This is a genomic window from Zhengella sedimenti (genome assembly GCF_046506625.1).
Lineage (GTDB): Bacteria > Pseudomonadota > Alphaproteobacteria > Rhizobiales > Rhizobiaceae > Zhengella > Zhengella sedimenti.
The window spans coordinates 51,496-70,703 of the sequence record NZ_JBKFFP010000009.1; the positions used below are offsets into that span (position 1 = coordinate 51,496).

Consider the following 19,208-nt stretch of genomic DNA (forward strand, 5'->3'; position numbering starts at 1 on the left):
ATTTGCCGCGCCGAGCTTCATCCGCGTGTCACCTCCATCGCCTGGGAGGTGTAGAAGCCGCAGGCCACCCGGTGGCTGCGGCCGGCGTGCCAGCCCGCCATCGCCGGATGCCGCAGCGCCTCGCCGACGAGGCGCGCCGGATTGACGGGATAGATCGCCGGCGAGCGGTCGGCGCGCGGAAACGCCTTGCCGGCCCAAAGCATGGTCTTCAGGAGCGCCGACTGCGGGGCAAGCGTGAACAGGAGGCTCCGGCTCGTGCGCGCCGCCAGCCTTTCGATCGCCGCGACGGCATCGGCCGCCGGATAGTGGATCAGCGCATCCATCGAGACGACGGCATCGAAGCGGCCGTGCTGCGGCGCCAGCATGTCGCCGCTTGCGAACGTGACCGAACCGCCGCCGGGAAGCGCGCCCAGCACCTCGGCCTTCTCGCGGGCATGGCCGATCATCCGCGCGGAGAGATCGATGCCCAGCACGTCGGCGCCGCGCTCGGCCAGTTCGAACGCCAGCACCCCGGAGCCGCAGCCGGCGTCGAGGATCCGCCAGCCGGACAGATCGCGGGGCAGGAAGGAGGCGAGCGTGCGCCGCATTTCCATGCGCCCCTTGCGCACGGTGGCGCGGATGCCGCTGACCGGCTGGTCGCTGGTCAGACGCCGCCATGCCTCATGGGCGGTGCGATCGAAATAGGTCTCGATCTCTCCGGTGCGGCGCAGGTAGCTGGTCTGGTTCATGGCGTTGCGCTCCCCGTCACTCGAATCCGAGGAACTCGAAAATGTCGCGGTCCTTCATCGGCTTGGCGATCAGCGGCTCCGTGCCCGCCCACAGCGTTTCGGCCAGTTGCAGATACTCGTTCTGTATGGCGCGGATCTCATCGGTTTCGCCCATCTCGAACAGTGTCGCCTTCTTCAGGCGGCTCAGCCGCACATGGTCGCTGTCGGGCACATGGGCGAGACGCTTCAAGCCGATCGCCGCGTTGTAGCGGTCGATCTGGTCGGTCTCGCGGGAGCGGTTGGCGATGACGCCGCCGAGGCGCACATCGTAGTTCTTCGACTTCGCGCCGATAGCCGCGACGATGCGGTTCATGGCGAAGATCGAGTCGAAATCGTTGGCAGCCACAACCACGGCCCGTTCGGCGTGCTGGAGCGGCGAGGCGAATCCGCCGCAGACCACGTCGCCGAGCACGTCGAAGATGACGACGTCGGTGTCGTCGAGGAGATGGTGTTCCTTCAGCAGCTTCACCGTCTGGCCAACGACATAGCCGCCGCAGCCGGTGCCGGCCGGCGGGCCGCCCGCCTCGATGCACTGCACGCCGTTGTACCCCTCGACCATATAGTCTTCCGGCCGCAATTCCTCGGTGTGGAAATCGACCGTCTCCAGCACGTCGATGACGGTCGGGATCAGGCTCTTGGTCAGCGTGAAGGTCGAATCGTGCTTCGGGTCGCAGCCGATCTGCAGCACGCGCTTGCCGAGCTTGGAGAAGGCGACGGAAAGGTTCGAAGAGGTCGTCGACTTGCCGATGCCGCCCTTGCCGTAGATGGCGAACACCTTGGCGCCGTCGATTTCCATCGTCGGATCGAGATGCACCTGCACGCTGCCTTCGCCGTCGGCCCGCTCCTTCAGCTTCGCCGCCAGGCGCTGCTCGTGCGCAAGCGTCTTGGGATGCATGAAGACGTTCATTCCGCCACCTCCCTGACCAGCCCTTCGAGGCGGTCGTCCAGTTCCTGTTCAGCAACGCGCAGCGCCGCAAGCGTATCGTCGTCCGGCTCCCAGAAATCGCGCTCCTGCGCCTCGATCAGCCGTGACGCGAGGCGCGACACGGCGGCAGGGTTCATCTGGGTGAGGCGGCGGCGCATCGTCTCGTCCAGCACGAATGTCTCGGTAAGCTGCTGGTAGACCCAGGGGGCCACGCCGCCGGTGGTTGCCGACCACCCGAAGGTGTTCGTGACCTGCGCCTCGATGTTGCGCACGCCTTCATAGCCGTGCTGCAGCATGCCCTCGATCCATTTCGGGTTCAGCGAGCGCGTGCGGGTTTCAAGCGCCACCTGCTCGCCCAGCGAACGCACCTTGCCTTCGCCCTGGGTCTGGTCGGAGATGTAGACGGGCAGCGGCTTGCCGCCACGCGCCTTGGACACCGCCTTGGCGAGCCCTCCCAGCGTATCGAAATAATGTTCGATGGTCGTGACCCCGACCTCGACGGATTCGAGGTTCTGGTAGGCCATGTCGACCTCGCCGAGGATCGTGTCGAGCAGTTCGGCCTGCCGGCTGGTCTTGCCCTTGCGGCTGATCGCGAAGCTCTTGCGCGCCGTGTAGGTGTCGGCGATTTCCTGGTCGTCGTTCCAGGCCGAGGAGCCGATCAGCATGTTGACATTGGCCCCGTAGGCGCCGTCGTCGTTGGAAAAGACGCGATAAGCCGCGGCTTCCAGATCGCAGCCATGGGCGGCACAATAGGCGAGCGCATGCTTGCGGATGAAATTCTGTTCGACGGGCTCGTCAGCGGTGGCGGCAAGATAGCTCGCCTCGGCCAGCATGTTGGCCTGGATCGGCAACAGGTCGCGGAAGATGCCGGACAGGGTCATCACCGCGTCGATTCGCGGCCGCTTGAGTTCGTCGAGCGGTATGAGCGTCGCGCCGCAGACGCGGTTGTATGAGTCGAGCTTCGGACGGGCGCCGATCAGCGCCATTGCCTGGGCCAGCGGGGCGCCGCCGGTCTTCAGGTTGTCGGTGCCCCAAAGCACGATGGCGACCGTTTCCGGCAATGCGCCGTCGGCGCGCAGATGCCGTTCCAGAACCCGCGCCGCCTGGCGCTCGCCATCCTGCACCGCGAAGGCGCTCGGAATGCCGAACGGATCGAAGCCGTGGATGTTGCGGCCGGTCGGCAACAGTTCCGGTGTCCGGATCAGGTCGCCCGACGGCGACGGGGGAACGAAACGGCCGTCGAGCGCCCGCACGATGCCGTCGAGCTCGCCGTTCTCGGCAAGCTGCATGTCCATGGTGACGAGCCGGTCGAGCAGGCCCTTGCCGTCCTCGCCGAGGCGGGCGCGCAGTGCCGCGATCGCTGGTCCGTCGCGGCCGGCGATCAGGTCGCAATGCGGTGACAGATCGACGGCGGCCGGGCCATCGGCCATCGCCGTGGCGGCATGGCGGAGCATGTCCGCGCGTTCGGCTGCCGCCATCCCCCGCCCGGCGACATGGAGCCCGTGCGGGATCAGCGCGTATTCGAGTTCCATCATCTCGTCGGCGAGTGCGCGAACATAATCCTCGGCCGCCAGGTTCATCGCCGATTCGCCGAGTTCAAGGCGTTGTGCCTGCACCTGCACCAGTTCCAGCAGCCGTTCACGCTCCGCCGTCGCATCCGGGGCGGAGCCACGATAACGGTCGAGGCTGGCCTTCAGTTCGCTCAGGCCCTTGTACAGGCCGGCATGGGTGACTGGCGGGGTGAGGTAGGACACGAGCGTCGCCGCCGAACGCCGCTTGGCGATCGTGCCTTCAGACGGATTGTTCGCGGCGTAGAGATAGAAGTTCGGCAATGAGTCGAGCAGGCGTTCCGGCCAGCAGCGTCCCGACATGCCGACCTGCTTGCCCGGCATGAACTCCAGCGCGCCATGGGTGCCGAAATGCAGCACGGCATCGGCGCCAAAGGTCTGGCGCAGGTAGGTGTAGAAGGCGGCAAAGGCGTGGTTCGGGGCGAAATTGCCCTCGAACAGCAGCCGCATCGGATCGCCCTCGTAGCCGAAGGAAGGCTGCAACGCGACCAGCACGTTGCCGAACTGGCGTCCAAGAATGAAGATGCCGCGGCCATTGGCGAGCACTCTGCCGGGCGCCGGCCCCCATTGGCTCTCGATGTCGGAAAGGTGCCGCTCGTGGCGAACATGGTCATCGGCAGAGACGATGGCGTGCACATTGGCTTCGGCGCCATGGAATGCGGCATTGCCCTCCAGAACCATCGCGCGCAGTGCGTCGACGTCATGCGGCAGATCGACCGTGTAGCCCTCGGCCTTGAGCCTCGACAGCGTGGCATGAAGGCTTTCGAAGACGGAAAGGAAAGCGGCCGTTCCGATGGCCCCGCTGTTGGGAGGGAAGTTGAAAAGCGTCACGGCGATGCGGCGTTCCGCCCGCTGCCGGCGGCGAAGCGCGATCATCTTCTCGATCCGCCGCGCAAGCAGGTCGACACGGTCCTCGTCGGGGCGCATGCAGGAGCGCCCGGAAGCGCATTCGCCCAGGTTGCGCGAGCAGGTGCAAACGCGCGCGGCGCCATCATCGGCCTCGGAGCGTCCGCCCACGACCATAGAGGCGATGGCGCCGTCAAGCTCGGGGATCGCCACCATCAGGGTCGACTCGATGGGCGTCAGACCCTGCGCCGAATTGCGCCAGGTCTCGACCGACTGGAACTCGGTGACGAAGGCGGAGAAATACGGCACGTCCAGCCGTGCCAGCGTCTCGGCCGCGGCCGCGGCGTCGCTGTAGGCCGGGCCGCCAACCAGCGAGAAACCGGTCAGCGAACACAGGGCGTCGATGCGCCGCCCTGCCCCGCCCGACAGGTAGGCTTCGATGGCGGGACGCATGTCGAGCCCGCTGCAGAACACCGGCACGACGTTGAAGCCGCGCTCCTCCAGAACGGCGATGACCCTGTCGTAATGGCCCGTGTCCCCGGAGAGGATGTAGGTCCGCAACAGCAGCAGTCCGACCGTGCCGCGCGCGTCGTCGCGATGCGGCAGGTCCTTCGGCGATGCGGTGACGCGGCCTTTCAGGCGGGGGTGATAGAGGCCGGTCTGCGGATACTCGACCGGGCTTCCCACCCTGACCTGCGCCTGCAGCGGCTTGCGGTCGCCGCGCGCATATCGGTTGACCAGCAGCCGCACCATGTTGGCGATGTTCTCTTCGGAGGCAGCAATGCGGTATTGCAGGGTCAGGAAGTAGTTGCGCACATCCTGCGCAGTGCCGGGAATGAAACGCAGCAGCTTGGGCAGGCGGCGCAGCATGGCCATCTGCCGCTCGCCAGCGGTGCGGCCATTGTCGCGCCCGCCGCGCGAGGAATCGCCGCGCAGTTTCTTCAGCAGCGCCAGCGGACCCTTCTGTTCGCCATCCATGCGAAAACGGCCAAGCGCCGTGAATTTCATGATTTCGCCGGCCGACATGCAGCAGACCATGGCATCGCATTGCAGGTGCCGGGCGCGCAGCGCGTCGGCGATGGCGCGCACATGCTCCTCGATGAAGATCATCGAGACGATGATGATGTCGCCGGCAGCGATCGCCTCCCGGCAGGCCGTGAGCGCGGCCGGGTTCTCCGCCCAGTCGGTCGCCGCATGCATGCTCAGGCGCAGGCCAGGCAATTCGTGCGCCAGCATCGCGCGCGCCGAATCCACTGCAACGCCGATATGGTTGTCGAGCGTCACGAGGACGACGTTCACGGGAACGTCGTCAGCGGGAGAAATGCGCTTTGGCATCGTACATCGTGTCCACGGTGATGAGGTGAATTCCTCGCTCGGCTGCGAAACGCTCGGTGTTGCGGCGCGCCTTGCCGCGCACGAAGAACGGTATCTTGTAAAGCTCCTTCTCGGCGTCCGGCGTCCACGCTCCGGCGGACACCGTTGCTGTCGTGGTCCCGGCTGCCGGGGCTGGCGGTGCGGCCGGTGCCGGACTGTGGGCGGCCAGATGCGATGCGGTGGCGTTGTCGTGGAACTCGAAATCGTCGCGGAACATCGCCAGAAGGTGCTCTTCCAGCCCCATCATCAGCGGATGGACCCAGCTGTCGAACAGGACGTTGGCGCCCTCGAAACCCATTTGCGGCGAATAGCGGGCGGGGAAATCCTGCACATGGGCCGGGGCCGAGATGACGGCGCAGGGAATGCGCAGCCGCTTGGCGATATGGCGCTCCATCTGCGTGCCGAGCACCAGTTCGGGCTGGCTTGCCGTGATCGCGTCCTCGACTTCGAGGTGATCGTCGGTCACCAGCGGCTCGACGCCGAATTCCGCCGCCGCCTCGCGCAGCTCGCGGGCGAATTCGCGGTTGTAGCCGCCGAGCCCGCAAATCCTGAAGCCGAATTCATATGCCGCGACCCGCGCCGACGCGATGGCGTGCGCGGCATCGCCGAAGACAAAAACCCGCTTGTTGGTCAGATAATTGCTGTCGACCGAACGGGCATACCATGCCGACCGGTCTGCTTGCGCACCGGGCAGGCTGCCGGGGTCGAGCGGCGGCAGGCCGGCGAGCGCGCGGACCTCGGCAAGGAAGGCGTGCGTCGCCTTCGCCCCGATCGGGATCGTGGTCGTGTAGGGCATGGCGAACGTCTTTTGCAGCCAGCGCGCCGCGGATTCCGCGATTTCCGGATAGAGCACGACGTTGAAGGCTGCCTGCGGCAGCGCGGCCAGATCCGCGGGCGTCGCCCCGAGCGGCGCCACGCAGCGCACCGCGATGCCGTTGGCCTCGAGCAGGCGGACGATCTCGGTCACGTCGTCGCGATTGCGGAAACCGAGCGCGGTGGGCCCCAGGATGTTGCAGCTGTTGGCCGGCACGTTCTCAGGGCGCTGCCGGCCGCCGGCACAGGCGCGCACGAGGCGGTAGAAGGTCTCGGCTGCGCCCCAGAATTCCTTCTTCTGGTAGGATGGCAGTTCGAGCGGGATGATGGGCACATCGCCGCCGAGCGCTGCGGCCAGCCCGCCGGGATCATCCTGCAGCAGTTCGGCCGTGCAGGAGGCACCGACGAGCAACAGGCCGGGCCGGAAACGATCGATGGCATCGCGGCAGGCCTGCCTGAAGATGTCGGCGGTGGAGCCGGAGAGATCGCGAGCCTGGAAGGTGGTGTAGGTGACGGGCGGGCGCGCCTTGTCGCGCGCGATCATCGTGAAGAGCAAGTCGGCATAGGTGTCGCCCTGCGGGGCATGGAGCACCAGATGCACATCCTTCATCGAGGCTGCGATGCGCATTGCCCCGACATGCGGCGGTCCCTCGTAGGTCCACATGGCCAGCTTCATGACAACGCCTCCCGGGTGGCGGGGGGGGCGTCGAGGACAGCGCGGCGGATCAGCGGGCGGGCAAAGAGTTCGGCGAGATCGCCCGCCTGCTCGTAGCCGTGGATCGGCGCGAATGCGAACTCGATCGACCACTTCGTGGCGTAGCCGTCGGCCTCGAACGGGTTGGCAAGGCCCAGGCCGCACACGATCAGGTCCGGATCGGACGCGCGGCAACGGTCGACCTGCCGTTCCACATCCGCGACTTCCGAGACCGGTACGCCGGGCGGCAGGATCGCCAGTTCGCCTGCCACCAGTTCGCGATGCAGGTAGGGGCTGCCGACCTCCACGATCTGCGCACCCGCTTCGGTGACCAGGAAACGGGCGAGCGAGGGCTCGAGCTGGGAATCGGGAAACAGGAAGACCCGGCGGCCTTCAAGCCGCGACCGGTAGTGAGCGATCGCCTCGCGGGCACGCTGGCGGGGGGCAGCGACAACCTGCTCGAACCGCGCGCGCGGCACGCCGAAGGCATCCGCGATCGCCGACAGCCAGGCTGTCGTGCCGACTTCGCCGAGCGGGAAGATCGAGTCGATGCGGCGCGCGCCCCTTGCCTCTAGCGCGGCTGCCGTCGCGCCAAGATAGGGCTGGGCCAGGATGAAACGCGTCTGGGGACCGATGACCGGAACCGCATTGCTGCGCCGGGGCGGCAGGAAGGCGAAGTCCTCGATGCCAAGCTGCTCGAACAGGCGGCTGAACTGGTCTTCCACCACATCGGCCATGCAGCCGGCAACGACGAGCCGGGCGGGCTGCTGTCCGTCATGACTGGCTGACTGCTCCACCAGCGAGGCCAGGAAATTGTCCTCGCCCTGCGTGAAGGTCGTCTCGATCCCGCTGCCCGAATAGCTGGTCACCCGGCAATCGGGGGCCAGGCGGCGGTCCAGCCGGGCGGCGGCGCGCGCGAGGTCGAACTTGATGACCTCGGACGGGCAGGAACCGACCAGGACCAGCATGCGGATGTCCGGCCTGCGCGTGACAAGACGCTCGACGACGGCGTCGAGTTCGTCGTTCATGTCTGCCATGCCGGCGAGATCGCGCTCCTCCATGATGGCCGTGGCAAAGCGCGGTTCGGAGAACACCATCACACCGGCGGCTGATTGCAGAAGGTGTGCACAGGTGCGCGACCCGACGACGAGGAAGAATGCGTCCTGCACCTTGCGGTGCAACCAGATGATCGAGGTCAGTCCGCAGAACACCTCGCGCTGCCCGCGCTGGCGCTGTGCCGTCCCGGCGTCGCTGTCGTGAAGCAGGGGGAAGGTCATCGTGCCTGCTCCAGTCCTGCCAAGCCGGCCGGAACCAGGCGGGCGCGATGATCGAGCCGCGCCTGCCGCAGTTTCCAGACGAACTGGCCTGCATTGATGACATAGGCGAGATAGGCGGCGAGCGCGAGGAGCATCAGCCCCGTGCTGTCGAGCGCCCGCGAGAACAGGGCGGCAAGATATGCCGTGTGCAATGCAAGGACGACGATGGAGAAGACGTCTTCCCAGAAGAACGGCCGCGCGAACAGGTAGCGTCCGAAAACGACCTTCTCCCAGATCGAACCGGTGATCATGATCGCGTAGAGGACCAGGGTCTTGACGACCACCGACAACTCGGCGGCGAAAGCGCCCTCGCCGGTTGCCAGATAGCGCAGGATCAGGGCGAGGCTGATCAGGAAGACCAGGAACTGGACCGGGGCGAGAATACCCTGCACCAGCGTCCATGGTGACGCATCGCGACGCTTCCGCTCTTCATCGGTGTAGAGCAAGGGGCGCTGTTCTGTCCGGTCCTGCCTCGCCATGTCGCTTCATCCCGTGCTGGCGACCGGCTCCTCCGGCAAGCCACCTTCGAAAAGAGTAAACCTGCCGATACAGAAGTGTCAACTTTAATTGACGTATATTTCGGTTTACAATAGGATACGACGACAGGCATAGAGGGATATCACATCGATCTTCGGTCGTAGGATATGTTGCTCAGTACGCGCTCTGCCCGACAAGCCTTTCTCTGCTTCAGATTGCATGGCTTGGGTAGGAATCATGAAAAAACCGGAGACCGGAATCGCCGACGCCGCACCGCTTTTCTCAAAGGGCGAATTCGGACTGCGTTTTGATAATCCGGAGGTCCGGACGGATGGACAGAACCTCTCGCGCAAGCTCGAATTCCTGCTGCGCGAACTCCTTCAGGGAGACGTTGCCTCGATGACCGCTGCAAGGCTCTCCGACACGCGCGAACCAAGGATCGACAATGACCGGCTCTTCGCAAAACCGCTTGCGGATTTCCAGGCACTCGTCCTTGCCCGGGGAACCCGGCTTGCCGACCTGAAGGCTTTTCTGGAGACCGAATTGCCGCCCGGCCGGCCCGCCTATCTGAAAGTGCTTTTCCTTGAAGCCATGGTGCGCCGCCTCGGTGTCCAGTGGACAAGGGACGATTGCGATTTCATCGACGTGACGATCGGCACGGCGCGCATGCAGCAGCTCATCCACGCCCTTTCGGCCGAATTCCAGCGCAGTCAGGGACGGCTGCATCCGCCGCGCGCGTTGATTGTCACGACGCCGAGCGAGCAGCACACATTGATGACGCACCTCCTCGGATTGCTGTTCGAATCGCTTGGCTGGTCGCGCCGGATCTCCGGCGAGAACGAGGCCGCACCGCAGCGGCTTGCCACGGAAATACGCGCCGCCGATGTCGTCTGCGTCAGTTGGGCCAGCGAACGGCTGCGAGACGAGGTCGCCGCGCTGGTTCGCCTTGTGCGCCTCAACCAGAACGCCCGGCACATACCGATCGTGTTCGGCGGCAAGGCGGCGCTCGACGGGGTCGATTTTCTCGTCGGCCTCGGGGTGGACTGTGTGTGCGACTCAGTCTATTCGGCCGCAAGTATCTGTGAGCATTACGTCCTGCTGCACCGGTCAGACATCCGAAAGGAGCGCGTCGTGAAGGCGCCCGCGTCCGACGAACCGAGAACCGAGTGGCTTTTGCGATGACACCGAACAAGACCATTCCGTCTTTGCGCGGCTTCGGAGTCGCGCCGGAAATGCTGCGCAAGCTTGATGAAGCGTCAATCGCCGCGCTCGCGGGTCTCGGCGCCGATCTGGTCATGTTCGTCGATGACGGCGCAATCGTGCGGCGCGCCTACTTCCCGGATCCGGCGCTCAAGGAACAAGGATTGGCCGATGCGGTCGGGCAAAGGTTGCAAGACCTGGTGACGCCGGAATCGGTGGAAAAAGTGGAACGGTTGCTGTCGGCTGACAGCCGGCGAACCGCCGAACGCGGCGTTCAGGTGAACATCCCCGGAGCCGGCAATGACGATCTGCCGGTTCAACTGCATGTCTTTGGCGAAAAGGCGTTCCCCTACCGGCTGGTGATCGGCCACGACCTTCGCCACCAGATGCTACAGCAGCAGCGCCTCGTCCAGGCGCAGATGGAACTGGAAAGCGATTACCGTGAGTTGCAGGAAGCCGAGGCGCGCTATCGCACGGCCTTCCAGGTTTCCGCGATCGCCCTGTTGATGGTCGATGGCGAGCGGAAGACGGTTCTCGACGGCAACCCGGCGGCGGCGACGCTGCTCTCCAACACCGTGGGCATGATGGCCGGCAAGCCGGTGCGGGAGCTTTTCCGCCGCGAGGATCGCGACCGGTTGATCGACGCAATGAGCGAGGCCCGGCACAGCGGCGTGCCTGTTACCGTCAACGAGATCGAGACGGCCCGCGGCGAAACGGTGTCGCTGGGCATCCGCTCCTACCGGGAAAACGGCCTCACCAACCTCATCATCACGCTTTGGCCGGCCGACGCGGCGAACGAAGGCACCACCACATCCGTGGAAGCGCTGGCGGGAAAGCAGGCCGTCGACCTCGCCTCGCTCCCGGAAGCAGCGGTTCAGACCGACCTCAACGGACGAATCGTCGCCGCCAACGACATTTTCCTCGACATTGTCCATGCGCCGTCCCTGAACCAGGTGATCGGCCGCAATGTGAGCACCTGGTTCGGCAATTCGGCCATCGACCTTCAGGTGCTGTTCGCGCGGGTGTCCGAAGAGAACACGGTGCGCGGGTTTTCCTCCACCCTGCGCGACAACCTGTCCGGCGAGAGACCCGTGCTGCTGTCCGCGCGTCTCCACCGCGAGAAAGGACTGGTGCAGATCGTCGTCGTTTCGCAGCCGGGAACGGCGCGCAAGGTCTCGGTCGCGCCGCTTGGCATGCCGGACCGCGCGGAAGGCTTCGCCCATCTCGTCGGCAAGGTGCCGATGAAGGATCTCATTCGCGAATCGCTCGACGTGATCGAGAAGATCTGCATCGAGGCCGCGCTCGACCAGACCGGTAACAACCGCGCGTCGGCGGCCGAACTGCTCGGCCTTTCGCGGCAAAGCCTCTACATAAAGTTGCGCCGGCACGGCCTGGAAAACTACCGCGGACAGGAATGAACCGGCTGCATCCGGCCAGACAGATGTTTCGTCATACGAAAGGCGTAGCCCGGATTACGCGCGACAAAATGCCACCCGGAGACGATGCGTCAAGGTTCGTGGACGCCTCTTTTCGGTGAGTGTCAATTTTAATTGACACTCGGTCGGACCGCTCCTAACATCGGTCCATGCAAGTTGCCCGATCGCCCGCCAAGTCGCCTGCCGCTCCCACCCCGGGAGCCGTGCTCGCGCTGTTGAAGCCGATCACCTGGTTTCCGCCGATGTGGGCCTATGCCTGCGGCGCGATCGCTGCCGGACCCGGGCTGAGCGACCGGGCATTGCCGGTCGCGCTCGGCGTCCTGCTGGCCGGACCCTTGATCTGCGGCGCAAGCCAGGCGGTCAATGACTGGTTCGACCGCCATGTCGACGCCATCAACGAACCGGAGCGCGTCATCCCTTCCGGCCGGATGCCGGGGCGATGGGGCCTGTATGTCGCAATCGTGATGTCGATGCTCTCGCTCGGAGTCGCGACGCTTCTCGGACCCTTTGTCCTCGGCGCTGCCCTGGTGGGGGTTTTCCTTGCCTGGGGCTACAGCGCGCCGCCGCTGCGTTTCAAGCAGAACGGCTGGATCGGCAACATGGTCGTCGGCTTCTCGTACGAGACGCTGCCCTGGGTGACCGCGATGGCCGCGGCGCTCGGACATGCGCCTTCGGGCAGCGCGATTGCGATTGCGGTCCTGTATGGCCTCGGCGCGCACGGGATCATGACGCTGAACGACTTCAAGGCCATCAAGGGCGATCGCGAAATGGGCGTCATGACGCTGCCCGTGCTGCACGGGCCGCGGGCGGCGGCGCTCATTGCCTGTGTGGTCATGGCGCTGGCGCAGGTGGCGGTCATCTTGCTGCTGCTGAACCTGGGCATGACCTTGCAGGCCCTGGCGATCGGTGCGCTCGTCGCGCTGCAACTGGCCTGCATGGTCCGCTTCCTGCGCGACCCGGTGCGACATGCGGTCTGGTATTCGGCGATCGGCGTCAGCCTTTACGTCACCGGCATGATGGTCGCAGCCTTTGCGCTGCGCGGCCTTTCCGTTTCCCCCATTTCCACCGTTTGACGGAGACGCAGCATGGCCGGCATCCCGTTGCGCAAGCACTCACAGGCCCAGGAAGGCCTCAGCTGGCTCTCCATCCTGCGTCTCGGTCTGGTGCAGGCCGCGCTCGGCGCCATCGTGGTCCTGACCACCTCGACGCTGAACCGGGTGATGGTCGTCGAACTGGGCCTGGCGGCCGTGGTGCCGGGACTGCTGGTCGGCCTCCATTACGGCGTACAGTTCACCAGGCCGCTGTGGGGCCACGGCTCCGATGTCGGCAATTCGCGCACACGCTGGATCCTTGGCGGCCTGGCGCTGCTGGCGCTCGCAGGCACAGGCGCCGCGTCAACAACGGTGCTGTTCGAGCAATCGTTTGTTAGAGGCCTGTTGGCCGCCGTGCTGGCCTATGCGCTCATCGGGCTTGGCATCGGGGCCAGCGGCACGTCGCTGCTCGCGCTGATGGCGAGCAGGACCGCGCCGCAGCGGCGCGCGGCGGCGGCGACGATCACATGGATGATGATGATCGGCGGCATTGTCGTGACCTCCATCATCTCGGGCATCAATCTGGATCCCTATTCGCACGAGCGCCTGATCGCCGTAACGGCCATAGCCGGCGCCATTGCATTTGCCATTGCCACGCTCGCGGTTCTTGGCATCGAAAGGCAGCCGGCGGTGGCCAGCGCGCAGCCGCGCGACGCAGCGGGCAGTTTCCGCGACAGTTTCCGCGACGTCTGGAACGACGCTCAGGCGCGGCTGTTCACGATCTTCGTCTTCGTGTCGATGCTGGCCTATTCGACGCAGGATCTCATCCTGGAGCCTTTCGCGGGTCTTTTGTTCGGCATGACGCCGGGCCAGTCGACCGCGCTGTCGGGCACACAGCATGGCGGCGTGTTCATCGGCATGGCACTGGTCGGAATCTTCGGCGGGCGCCGGCGGGGCCTCCTGCGCCATTTCATCGTGTCAGGCTGCCTGGGATCGGCCGGCGCGCTGCTGCTGCTGTCCTCGGCAACCGCCTTTGCGCCGATCTGGCCGCTGCAGGCGAACGTCTTCCTGCTTGGCCTCGCCAACGGCGCCTTCGCGGTCGCGGCCGTTGCCACGATGATGCTTCTGGCAAGCGGCGGGCGCAGATCCAACGAGGGCATGCGCATGGGTGTCTGGGGCGCCGCGCAGGCAATCGCCTTCGGCCTGGGCGGGTTCATGGGCACGGCGGCGATCGATCTCTGCCGCGCGATCACCGGTGATGTCGCCACCTCCTTTGCGATCGTCTTCGCGATGGAGGCGGGCATGTTCCTTTTGTCGGCGCTGATCGCGCTGCGCATCGGTTCGCCGTTGCCGGATCGGCCCGGCATGGTCCAGGCGCCGGCACCGCCGGTTGCTGCCGAATAGCCGCGGCAAGGCCGGCGGGCGGAGGAGGACGAGATGAACACATTCGATGTTGCAGTTGTCGGCGGCGGGCCGTGTGGCGCCACAGCGGCGCTCAGCCTTGCCAGGGCGGGATACAGCGTTGCCCTCGTCGATCCGCAGAACCGCATCAAACCCTGTGGCGGGGCTATCCCGTCACGGGCGCTGCGCGATTTCGACATTCCCGACAGCCAGATCGTCGCGCGCGCCAACGCGGCGCGCATCACAGGCCCGTCCGGTTGGTCGGTGGACATGCAGATCGGCGACATCGGCTTCGTCGGCATGGTCGATCGCGAGCATTTCGACCCGTTCCTTCGCGATCGTGCGGCGGCGGCCGGCGTCACGGTGGTGGCGGGAAAACTCGAAGCCCTCGAACGCGGCCGCGGCGGCAGGATCGACCTGACGATCGAGTCGACCGCGAAACGCCCTCGCGCACCGGTGGAGACCTTGACGGCAAGGGCGGTGATCGGTGCCGACAGCGCCAATTCGGCCGTCCGCCGGCTGGCCTTCCCGAAGGCGAGCAAGCCGCCCTATGTCTTCGCCTATCACGAAATCGTCGAGAGCCCGGCTGCCGGCGATCTGCCCGGCAGTCACCCGAACCGCTGCGATGTCGTCTATGACGGCCGCATTTCGCCGGATTTCTACGGCTGGGTGTTTCCCCATGGCGCCCAGATTTCGGTGGGCTGCGGATCGGCGGTCAAGGGACACAATTTGCGGAATGCAACCGGACAGTTGCGGGCCAGCAGCGGGCTTGACGCGTGCCGCACGATCCGCCGCGAAGGCGCGCCGCTGCCGCTTCGGCCCATGCGGCGATGGGATGACGGCGACGCCATCCTGCTGGCCGGCGATGCAGCGGGAACCGTCGCGCCCTCCTCCGGCGAAGGCATCTACTATGCCATGCTGTGCGGGGAGCTTGCCGCCGATGCGATGGCCGAACGGCTGGCGACCGGCAAGCCGGGCGCGCTGAAACAGGCGCGGCGGCGCTTCATGCGCGCTCACGGCAAGGTGTTCCTGATCCTGTGGCTGATGCAGACCGTCTGGTATCGCAACGATTCGCGCCGCGAGAAGTTCGTACGCATGTGCGCCGATCCCGACGTGCAGCGCCTGACCTGGGAATCCTATCTCAACAAGCGGATCGTCTATCGCGATCCGCTTGCCCATCTGCGGGTGTTTGCACGCGACATGCAGCAATTGCTCGGCCTTGCCGCCCGTTGAAGCAATGATGGATCACCTCCTCTCCAACGGTCTGGTGGCCCTCGTCGCGGCGGCGGTGCTCGTGCTTGAGACCATTGCACTTCTCGCCCTGCGGCCGGGGCCCGCGCGCCGCCTCGTGGTCTGGAACGCCGTAGCGGGTCTTGGACTGCTCGGCGCGCTTTACATTGCCCTGACTGCCGGGCCGGGGTTCGCGGTGCTGCTGGCCCTGGCAATCGGGCTTGCAGGCCATGTCGGCGATCTGGCTACGCGTTTGCGGGAGCGTCGCTGAGGCTGCCGATGATCCACATCGGCACAGGGCTGCGCATGTCCTACCGATGCGCGAACAACGCGTCATGGGGACGCGTCATCTGCTGTCCTGAGAAAGGGAGAACGCCAAATGAAAACGAAATCCATCATTCTCGCCGCAGCCATCCCGGCCATGTTCGCATCGACAGCCGCCCACGCGCTCGACGGCGACGCCGCGGCTGGCGAAACCGTGTTCAGGAAGTGCATGGCCTGCCATAACATCGAGAATGACAAGGCAAAGGTGGGACCGACGCTGCAGAATGTCATCGGACGCCAGCCCGGTACGGTCGACGGCTTCAAGTATTCCAAGGCGATGCAGGAGTTCGGCACCGGCAAGGTCTGGAACGAGGAACTCCTGGCGACCTACCTGGCCAATCCGAGGGAGGTGGTGAAGGGCACGAAGATGGCCTTCCCCGGCCTCAAGAAGGATCAGGAGATCGCCGACGTGATCGCTTATGTGAAGCAGTTCAGCAAGACGCCCTGAGCGAAAGGGGCCCGGCTGGCGGAGCACCGCGAGTGACACGTACAGTTTACGGACAACTGTAAAAAATAGTTTACATACGCTCCACTTTGGCCAATCATGACATTCGCGCCGCCACCGACCCTTGGGGCCGGCGCGCAGGGGGAGGGAGCAAGGCGCGGCGCAGATCGCGCGCGCTCCCGGGACCCGGCCGCGACGCTCGCGCAGGAGGAGACGCGATGGCCCATGAACCGCAACACACTTCGGCGACGCCGCTGCTCGACCGCGTGAACGAGCCCCGCGATCTGGCAGGTTTCGACGATGACGAACTGGTGCGGCTTGCGGGCGAACTGCGCGGCGAACTGATCGCCTCGGTGTCCAGGAGTGGCGGGCATCTCGGCTCCGGCCTTGGCGTGGTGGAGCTGACCATAGCCATCCACGCCATTTTCGACACGCCGCGTGACAAGCTGATCTTCGACGTCAGCCATCAATGCTATCCCCACAAGATCCTGACCGGGCGGCGCGACCGCATGGCGACCTTGCGCAAGCAGGGCGGCCTGTCCGGCTTCACACGCCGCGAGGAAAGCATCTATGACCCCTTCGGCGCGGCGCATTCATCGACCTCGATCTCGGCCGGTCTCGGATTTGCCGTTGCGCGCGAGCTGGGCGGCGATGATGGCGACGTGGTTTGCGTCATCGGCGACGGCGCGATGTCGGCCGGAATGGCCTTCGAGGCAATCAACAACGCGGGCGCGCTGAAGAAACGCCTGTTCGTGATCCTCAATGACAATGCCATGTCGATTTCCCCGCCCGTCGGCGCGTTCTCGGCGTGGCTGGAGCGCCTGCGCCCGGACCGGACGGCGGCACCGGACGAGACGGCCGCCGGAAGCGAGGATGCCGCGGTCTTCTTCCGCAATCTCGGATTTTCCTATCATGGGCCAGTCGACGGCCACGACCTGCCGGCGCTGCTCGGCTGCCTGCGCCGTCTCCGCAACGAGGCCGACGGGCCGGTCCTGTTGCATGTGCGCACCCGCAAGGGCGCCGGCTACCCGTTCGCCGAAGAGGCGCCTGACCGGTTTCATGGCGTCGGCAGTTTCGATGTCGCGACAGGTACCCAGGCGAAGTCCAAGGCCTGCGCGCCAAGCTACACCGCAGTCTTTGCATCCGCGCTGATCGAGGAGGCGCGCCGCGACAGCCGGATCGTGGCGATCACCGCTGCCATGGCATCAGGAACGGGGATCGACGCCTTCGCCGAAGCGTTTCCGCAACGCGCCTTCGATGTCGGCATCGCCGAGCAGCACGCGGTGACCTTTGCCGCGGGCCTGGCGGCAGGCGGCATGCGTCCGTTCTGCGCCATCTATTCCACCTTCCTGCAACGCGGATACGACCAGGTCGTGCATGATGTCGCCCTGCAGGGCCTGCCGGTTCGCTTCGCAATCGATCGCGCCGGGCTCGTCGGAGCCGACGGCGCCACGCATGCAGGCGCGTTCGACATCGCCTTTCTCGGCAATCTGCCCGGTTTCGTGGTGATGGCTGCAAGCGACGAAGCCGAACTCTGCCGCATGGTGACGACCGCGGCGATCCACGACGCCGGACCGATTGCCTTTCGCTATCCGCGCGGTGAAGGCGAAGGCGTCGCGCTGCCGCGCACACCGCGCCCGCTGAAACTGGGCAGGGGGCGGATCGTCGCCGACGGACGGACGGTCGCGCTGCTGTCGTTCGGAACCCGCCTCGGCGTCTGCCGCGAGGCAGCACGCCTGCTGTCGGCGCGCGGCATCTCGTGCACCGTCGCCGATGCACGCTTCGCCAAACCGCTTGATGAAAACCTCATCGCGGAATTGACCAACAACCACGAACTCCTGATCACGATCGAGGAGGGGTCGAGCGGCGGCTTCGGTGCACTCGTCCTGCAACACCTCGCCGGTAAGGGGATGCTGGACGGGCGATGCGCAATCCGCGTCATGACGCTGCCCGACCGTTTCATACACCAGGGCGCGCCGCACGAAATGTATGCGGCGGCAGGATTGAGCGCTGTTCATGTGGTCGACACCGCGCTCGCCGCGCTGGGAATTGGCAAGATCGACCACTACAGCACCCTGGAGAACAACGCCGTTGTCGCTTTCCAAGCATGACGCAAGCACCGCAGGCCGCTCTCACGCGCCCGCACGGCCGGCGAAAGAAGCGAGGCTGGCGAATCGGATTGTTGTTCGTTCCATGGAATTAGGCTACGGTGTCAAGACTGTTGCCCGGATCGAGGATGCGAGGGTGACCAATGGCTGACAGGAAGTCCATTGATCATGCGAACCAAAGGGTTGAATCTCTTACCGGCAACGAAAACGGTAAGGGCCTTTCGCATACGAAGGGCACCCACCGTCTGAGCAAACCAGATCACGACATGCTTGAATCCGTCATCCGGAAAACGGTAACCGGAATGGTCGCCGAGGGGCATCCGGAGTTTGCGCGATCATCGTCAACGCCTTCAGCCGCACCAGAGCCGGCCGAGGCGGACGATTTCGGCCTGCATCCCGAGCGTGACCCGGCACTGATGGCGCTCCCGGGGGCTGCAAATGCGCTGGCTTATCGTGAACGCATCGATGCGGCGCTTGCTGACGCCAATCCGAGAGCGATCCGGGAACTGACGATCGCGTTGCATGAAAGCGGCATTCCCATCCACACGCTCTCCGTGATGCTGTTTTCGCCGATTGCCAAGCATCTCGGTGACCGATGGTGCACGGACGATGTGGATTTCATTCAGGTCGCCGTCGCGTCGACCCGGCTGTCGATGATGATCAAGCACCTGATGCAAGCAGCGCCGATATGGGCGGATACCCGGAACGAGCGCCGCTGCGTCCTGCTTGCGCGGGCCAATGGCGCTCAGCACACGCTCGGCATTCTCATCGTGGCGGCCTGCTTCCGCGATCTGGGCTGGCATGTCGATGGCGGCAGCGACCTGGAAATCGGCGACAGCCTGCTCGACCGGCTTGCCGCCTCGACATACAATCTTCTCGGCATGTCGGTCGGTTCGCTGGACGATGCGCGCCCGTGTTCGGACGCGATCACCGAAATCCGCGCACGGCACAAGTCGCCGAAACTCTGGATTGCCGTCGGCGGCCCGGCCGTGGTCTGCAACCGGCGCGCCTTCGAGGGCATTGGTGCCGACATCGTCGCCTCCACCGCGATGGAGGCCGTGCGCACGGCCGACCGCCTCGTCCACTGACCCCCTGTTCCCGTTTTCGGCTTTCGTGCGACCGCCGCCGGCGGGGTGTTGCGCGAATGCGCCCCGTGGCGGAATGGCGCTCGTGCCGCCGACCGGCGCACAGGGCGATTGCGATGCGCATTGATCGAGGTCAAGTCGTGCTGCCCTGACATGTGTCAACATAAG

15 protein-coding genes are annotated in these 19,208 nt (G+C 65.6%); 9 read left to right on the top strand and 6 right to left on the bottom strand.

Annotated elements, in window-relative coordinates:
- Positions 1-17: 17 nt before the first annotated feature.
- Genes bchM through bchF form a run of 6 tightly spaced genes read right to left on the bottom strand, consistent with a single transcriptional unit; the run spans position 18 to position 8,782 of the window.
- Complete coding sequence (bchM, locus tag ACLB6G_RS18930) at positions 18-728, bottom strand: magnesium protoporphyrin IX methyltransferase (RefSeq protein WP_410357790.1); 711 nt, start codon at positions 726-728, stop codon at positions 18-20.
- Between the two features lie 16 nt (positions 729-744).
- Positions 745-1,674: a ferredoxin:protochlorophyllide reductase (ATP-dependent) iron-sulfur ATP-binding protein gene (gene bchL / locus ACLB6G_RS18935; protein ID WP_410357791.1), complete on the bottom strand. Its 930-nt coding sequence runs from the start codon at positions 1,672-1,674 to the stop codon at positions 745-747.
- Positions 1,671-5,441: a magnesium chelatase subunit H gene (locus tag ACLB6G_RS18940; protein WP_410357792.1), complete on the bottom strand. Its 3,771-nt coding sequence runs from the start codon at positions 5,439-5,441 to the stop codon at positions 1,671-1,673. Before ACLB6G_RS18940 ends, bchL begins: the two co-directional genes overlap by 4 nt.
- On the bottom strand, positions 5,416-6,969 hold the full coding sequence (gene bchB, locus ACLB6G_RS18945) for a ferredoxin:protochlorophyllide reductase (ATP-dependent) subunit B (RefSeq protein WP_410357793.1): 1,554 nt from the start codon (positions 6,967-6,969) through the stop codon (positions 5,416-5,418). Before bchB ends, ACLB6G_RS18940 begins: the two co-directional genes overlap by 26 nt.
- Entirely contained in the window at positions 6,966-8,264 is a 1,299-nt protein-coding gene (locus tag ACLB6G_RS18950) for a ferredoxin:protochlorophyllide reductase (ATP-dependent) subunit N (protein WP_410357794.1), read from the bottom strand. Before ACLB6G_RS18950 ends, bchB begins: the two co-directional genes overlap by 4 nt.
- Positions 8,261-8,782, bottom strand: coding sequence for a 2-vinyl bacteriochlorophyllide hydratase (bchF, locus tag ACLB6G_RS18955; RefSeq protein WP_410357795.1), 522 nt, complete (start codon positions 8,780-8,782; stop codon positions 8,261-8,263). Before bchF ends, ACLB6G_RS18950 begins: the two co-directional genes overlap by 4 nt.
- Before the next feature lie 235 nt (positions 8,783-9,017).
- Between bchF and ACLB6G_RS18960 the strand changes: the two genes are divergently transcribed.
- From ACLB6G_RS18960 to ACLB6G_RS19000, 9 genes are all read left to right on the top strand, one after another.
- Entirely contained in the window at positions 9,018-9,962 is a 945-nt protein-coding gene (locus ACLB6G_RS18960) for a cobalamin B12-binding domain-containing protein (RefSeq protein ID WP_410357796.1), read from the top strand.
- Positions 9,959-11,398: a transcriptional regulator PpsR gene (ppsR, locus tag ACLB6G_RS18965; protein WP_410357797.1), complete on the top strand. Its 1,440-nt coding sequence runs from the start codon at positions 9,959-9,961 to the stop codon at positions 11,396-11,398. Before ACLB6G_RS18960 ends, ppsR begins: the two co-directional genes overlap by 4 nt.
- 167 nt (positions 11,399-11,565) lie before the next feature.
- A complete protein-coding gene (chlG, locus tag ACLB6G_RS18970; RefSeq protein WP_410357798.1) occupies positions 11,566-12,489 on the top strand; it encodes a chlorophyll synthase ChlG in 924 nt (307 codons plus the stop codon).
- A 12-nt stretch (positions 12,490-12,501) separates the two neighbouring features.
- The gene (locus ACLB6G_RS18975) at positions 12,502-13,851 is read left to right on the top strand and encodes a BCD family MFS transporter (RefSeq protein ID WP_410357799.1); all 1,350 of its coding nucleotides are present in this window, start codon (positions 12,502-12,504) and stop codon (positions 13,849-13,851) included.
- A gap of 33 nt (positions 13,852-13,884) precedes the next feature.
- Complete coding sequence (locus ACLB6G_RS18980) at positions 13,885-15,081, top strand: geranylgeranyl diphosphate reductase (protein ID WP_410357800.1); 1,197 nt, start codon at positions 13,885-13,887, stop codon at positions 15,079-15,081.
- A gap of 4 nt (positions 15,082-15,085) precedes the next feature.
- Positions 15,086-15,349 (top strand): hypothetical protein, encoded by a 264-nt coding sequence (locus ACLB6G_RS18985; RefSeq protein ID WP_410357801.1) that lies wholly within the window; start codon positions 15,086-15,088, stop codon positions 15,347-15,349.
- A gap of 108 nt (positions 15,350-15,457) precedes the next feature.
- Entirely contained in the window at positions 15,458-15,850 is a 393-nt protein-coding gene (locus ACLB6G_RS18990) for a c-type cytochrome (protein WP_410357802.1), read from the top strand.
- A 215-nt stretch (positions 15,851-16,065) separates the two neighbouring features.
- A complete protein-coding gene (locus ACLB6G_RS18995) occupies positions 16,066-17,958 on the top strand; it encodes a 1-deoxy-D-xylulose-5-phosphate synthase (protein ID WP_410357803.1) in 1,893 nt (630 codons plus the stop codon).
- Between the two features lie 263 nt (positions 17,959-18,221).
- Positions 18,222-19,043, top strand: coding sequence for a cobalamin B12-binding domain-containing protein (locus ACLB6G_RS19000; protein ID WP_410357804.1), 822 nt, complete (start codon positions 18,222-18,224; stop codon positions 19,041-19,043).
- Positions 19,044-19,208: the final 165 nt, after the last annotated feature.

Bases quoted from the DNA above. Each gene is read 5' to 3' on its own strand.
- bchB (WP_410357793.1), bottom strand. From the start codon at position 6,969: ATGAAGCTGGCCATGTGGACCTACGAGGGACCGCCGCATGTCGGGGCA.
- ACLB6G_RS19000 (WP_410357804.1), top strand. From the start codon at position 18,222: ATGCTTGAATCCGTCATCCGGAAAACGGTAACCGGAATGGTCGCCGAG.
- ACLB6G_RS18995 (WP_410357803.1), top strand. From the start codon at position 16,066: ATGGCCCATGAACCGCAACACACTTCGGCGACGCCGCTGCTCGACCGC.
- ppsR (WP_410357797.1), top strand. From the start codon at position 9,959: ATGACACCGAACAAGACCATTCCGTCTTTGCGCGGCTTCGGAGTCGCG.
- chlG (WP_410357798.1), top strand. From the start codon at position 11,566: ATGCAAGTTGCCCGATCGCCCGCCAAGTCGCCTGCCGCTCCCACCCCG.
- bchF (WP_410357795.1), bottom strand. From the start codon at position 8,782: ATGGCGAGGCAGGACCGGACAGAACAGCGCCCCTTGCTCTACACCGAT.
- ACLB6G_RS18950 (WP_410357794.1), bottom strand. From the start codon at position 8,264: ATGACCTTCCCCCTGCTTCACGACAGCGACGCCGGGACGGCACAGCGC.
- ACLB6G_RS18960 (WP_410357796.1), top strand. From the start codon at position 9,018: ATGAAAAAACCGGAGACCGGAATCGCCGACGCCGCACCGCTTTTCTCA.
- ACLB6G_RS18975 (WP_410357799.1), top strand. From the start codon at position 12,502: ATGGCCGGCATCCCGTTGCGCAAGCACTCACAGGCCCAGGAAGGCCTC.
- ACLB6G_RS18990 (WP_410357802.1), top strand. From the start codon at position 15,458: ATGAAAACGAAATCCATCATTCTCGCCGCAGCCATCCCGGCCATGTTC.
- ACLB6G_RS18940 (WP_410357792.1), bottom strand. From the start codon at position 5,441: ATGCCAAAGCGCATTTCTCCCGCTGACGACGTTCCCGTGAACGTCGTC.
- ACLB6G_RS18980 (WP_410357800.1), top strand. From the start codon at position 13,885: ATGAACACATTCGATGTTGCAGTTGTCGGCGGCGGGCCGTGTGGCGCC.
- bchL (WP_410357791.1), bottom strand. From the start codon at position 1,674: ATGAACGTCTTCATGCATCCCAAGACGCTTGCGCACGAGCAGCGCCTG.
- bchM (WP_410357790.1), bottom strand. From the start codon at position 728: ATGAACCAGACCAGCTACCTGCGCCGCACCGGAGAGATCGAGACCTAT.
- ACLB6G_RS18985 (WP_410357801.1), top strand. From the start codon at position 15,086: ATGATGGATCACCTCCTCTCCAACGGTCTGGTGGCCCTCGTCGCGGCG.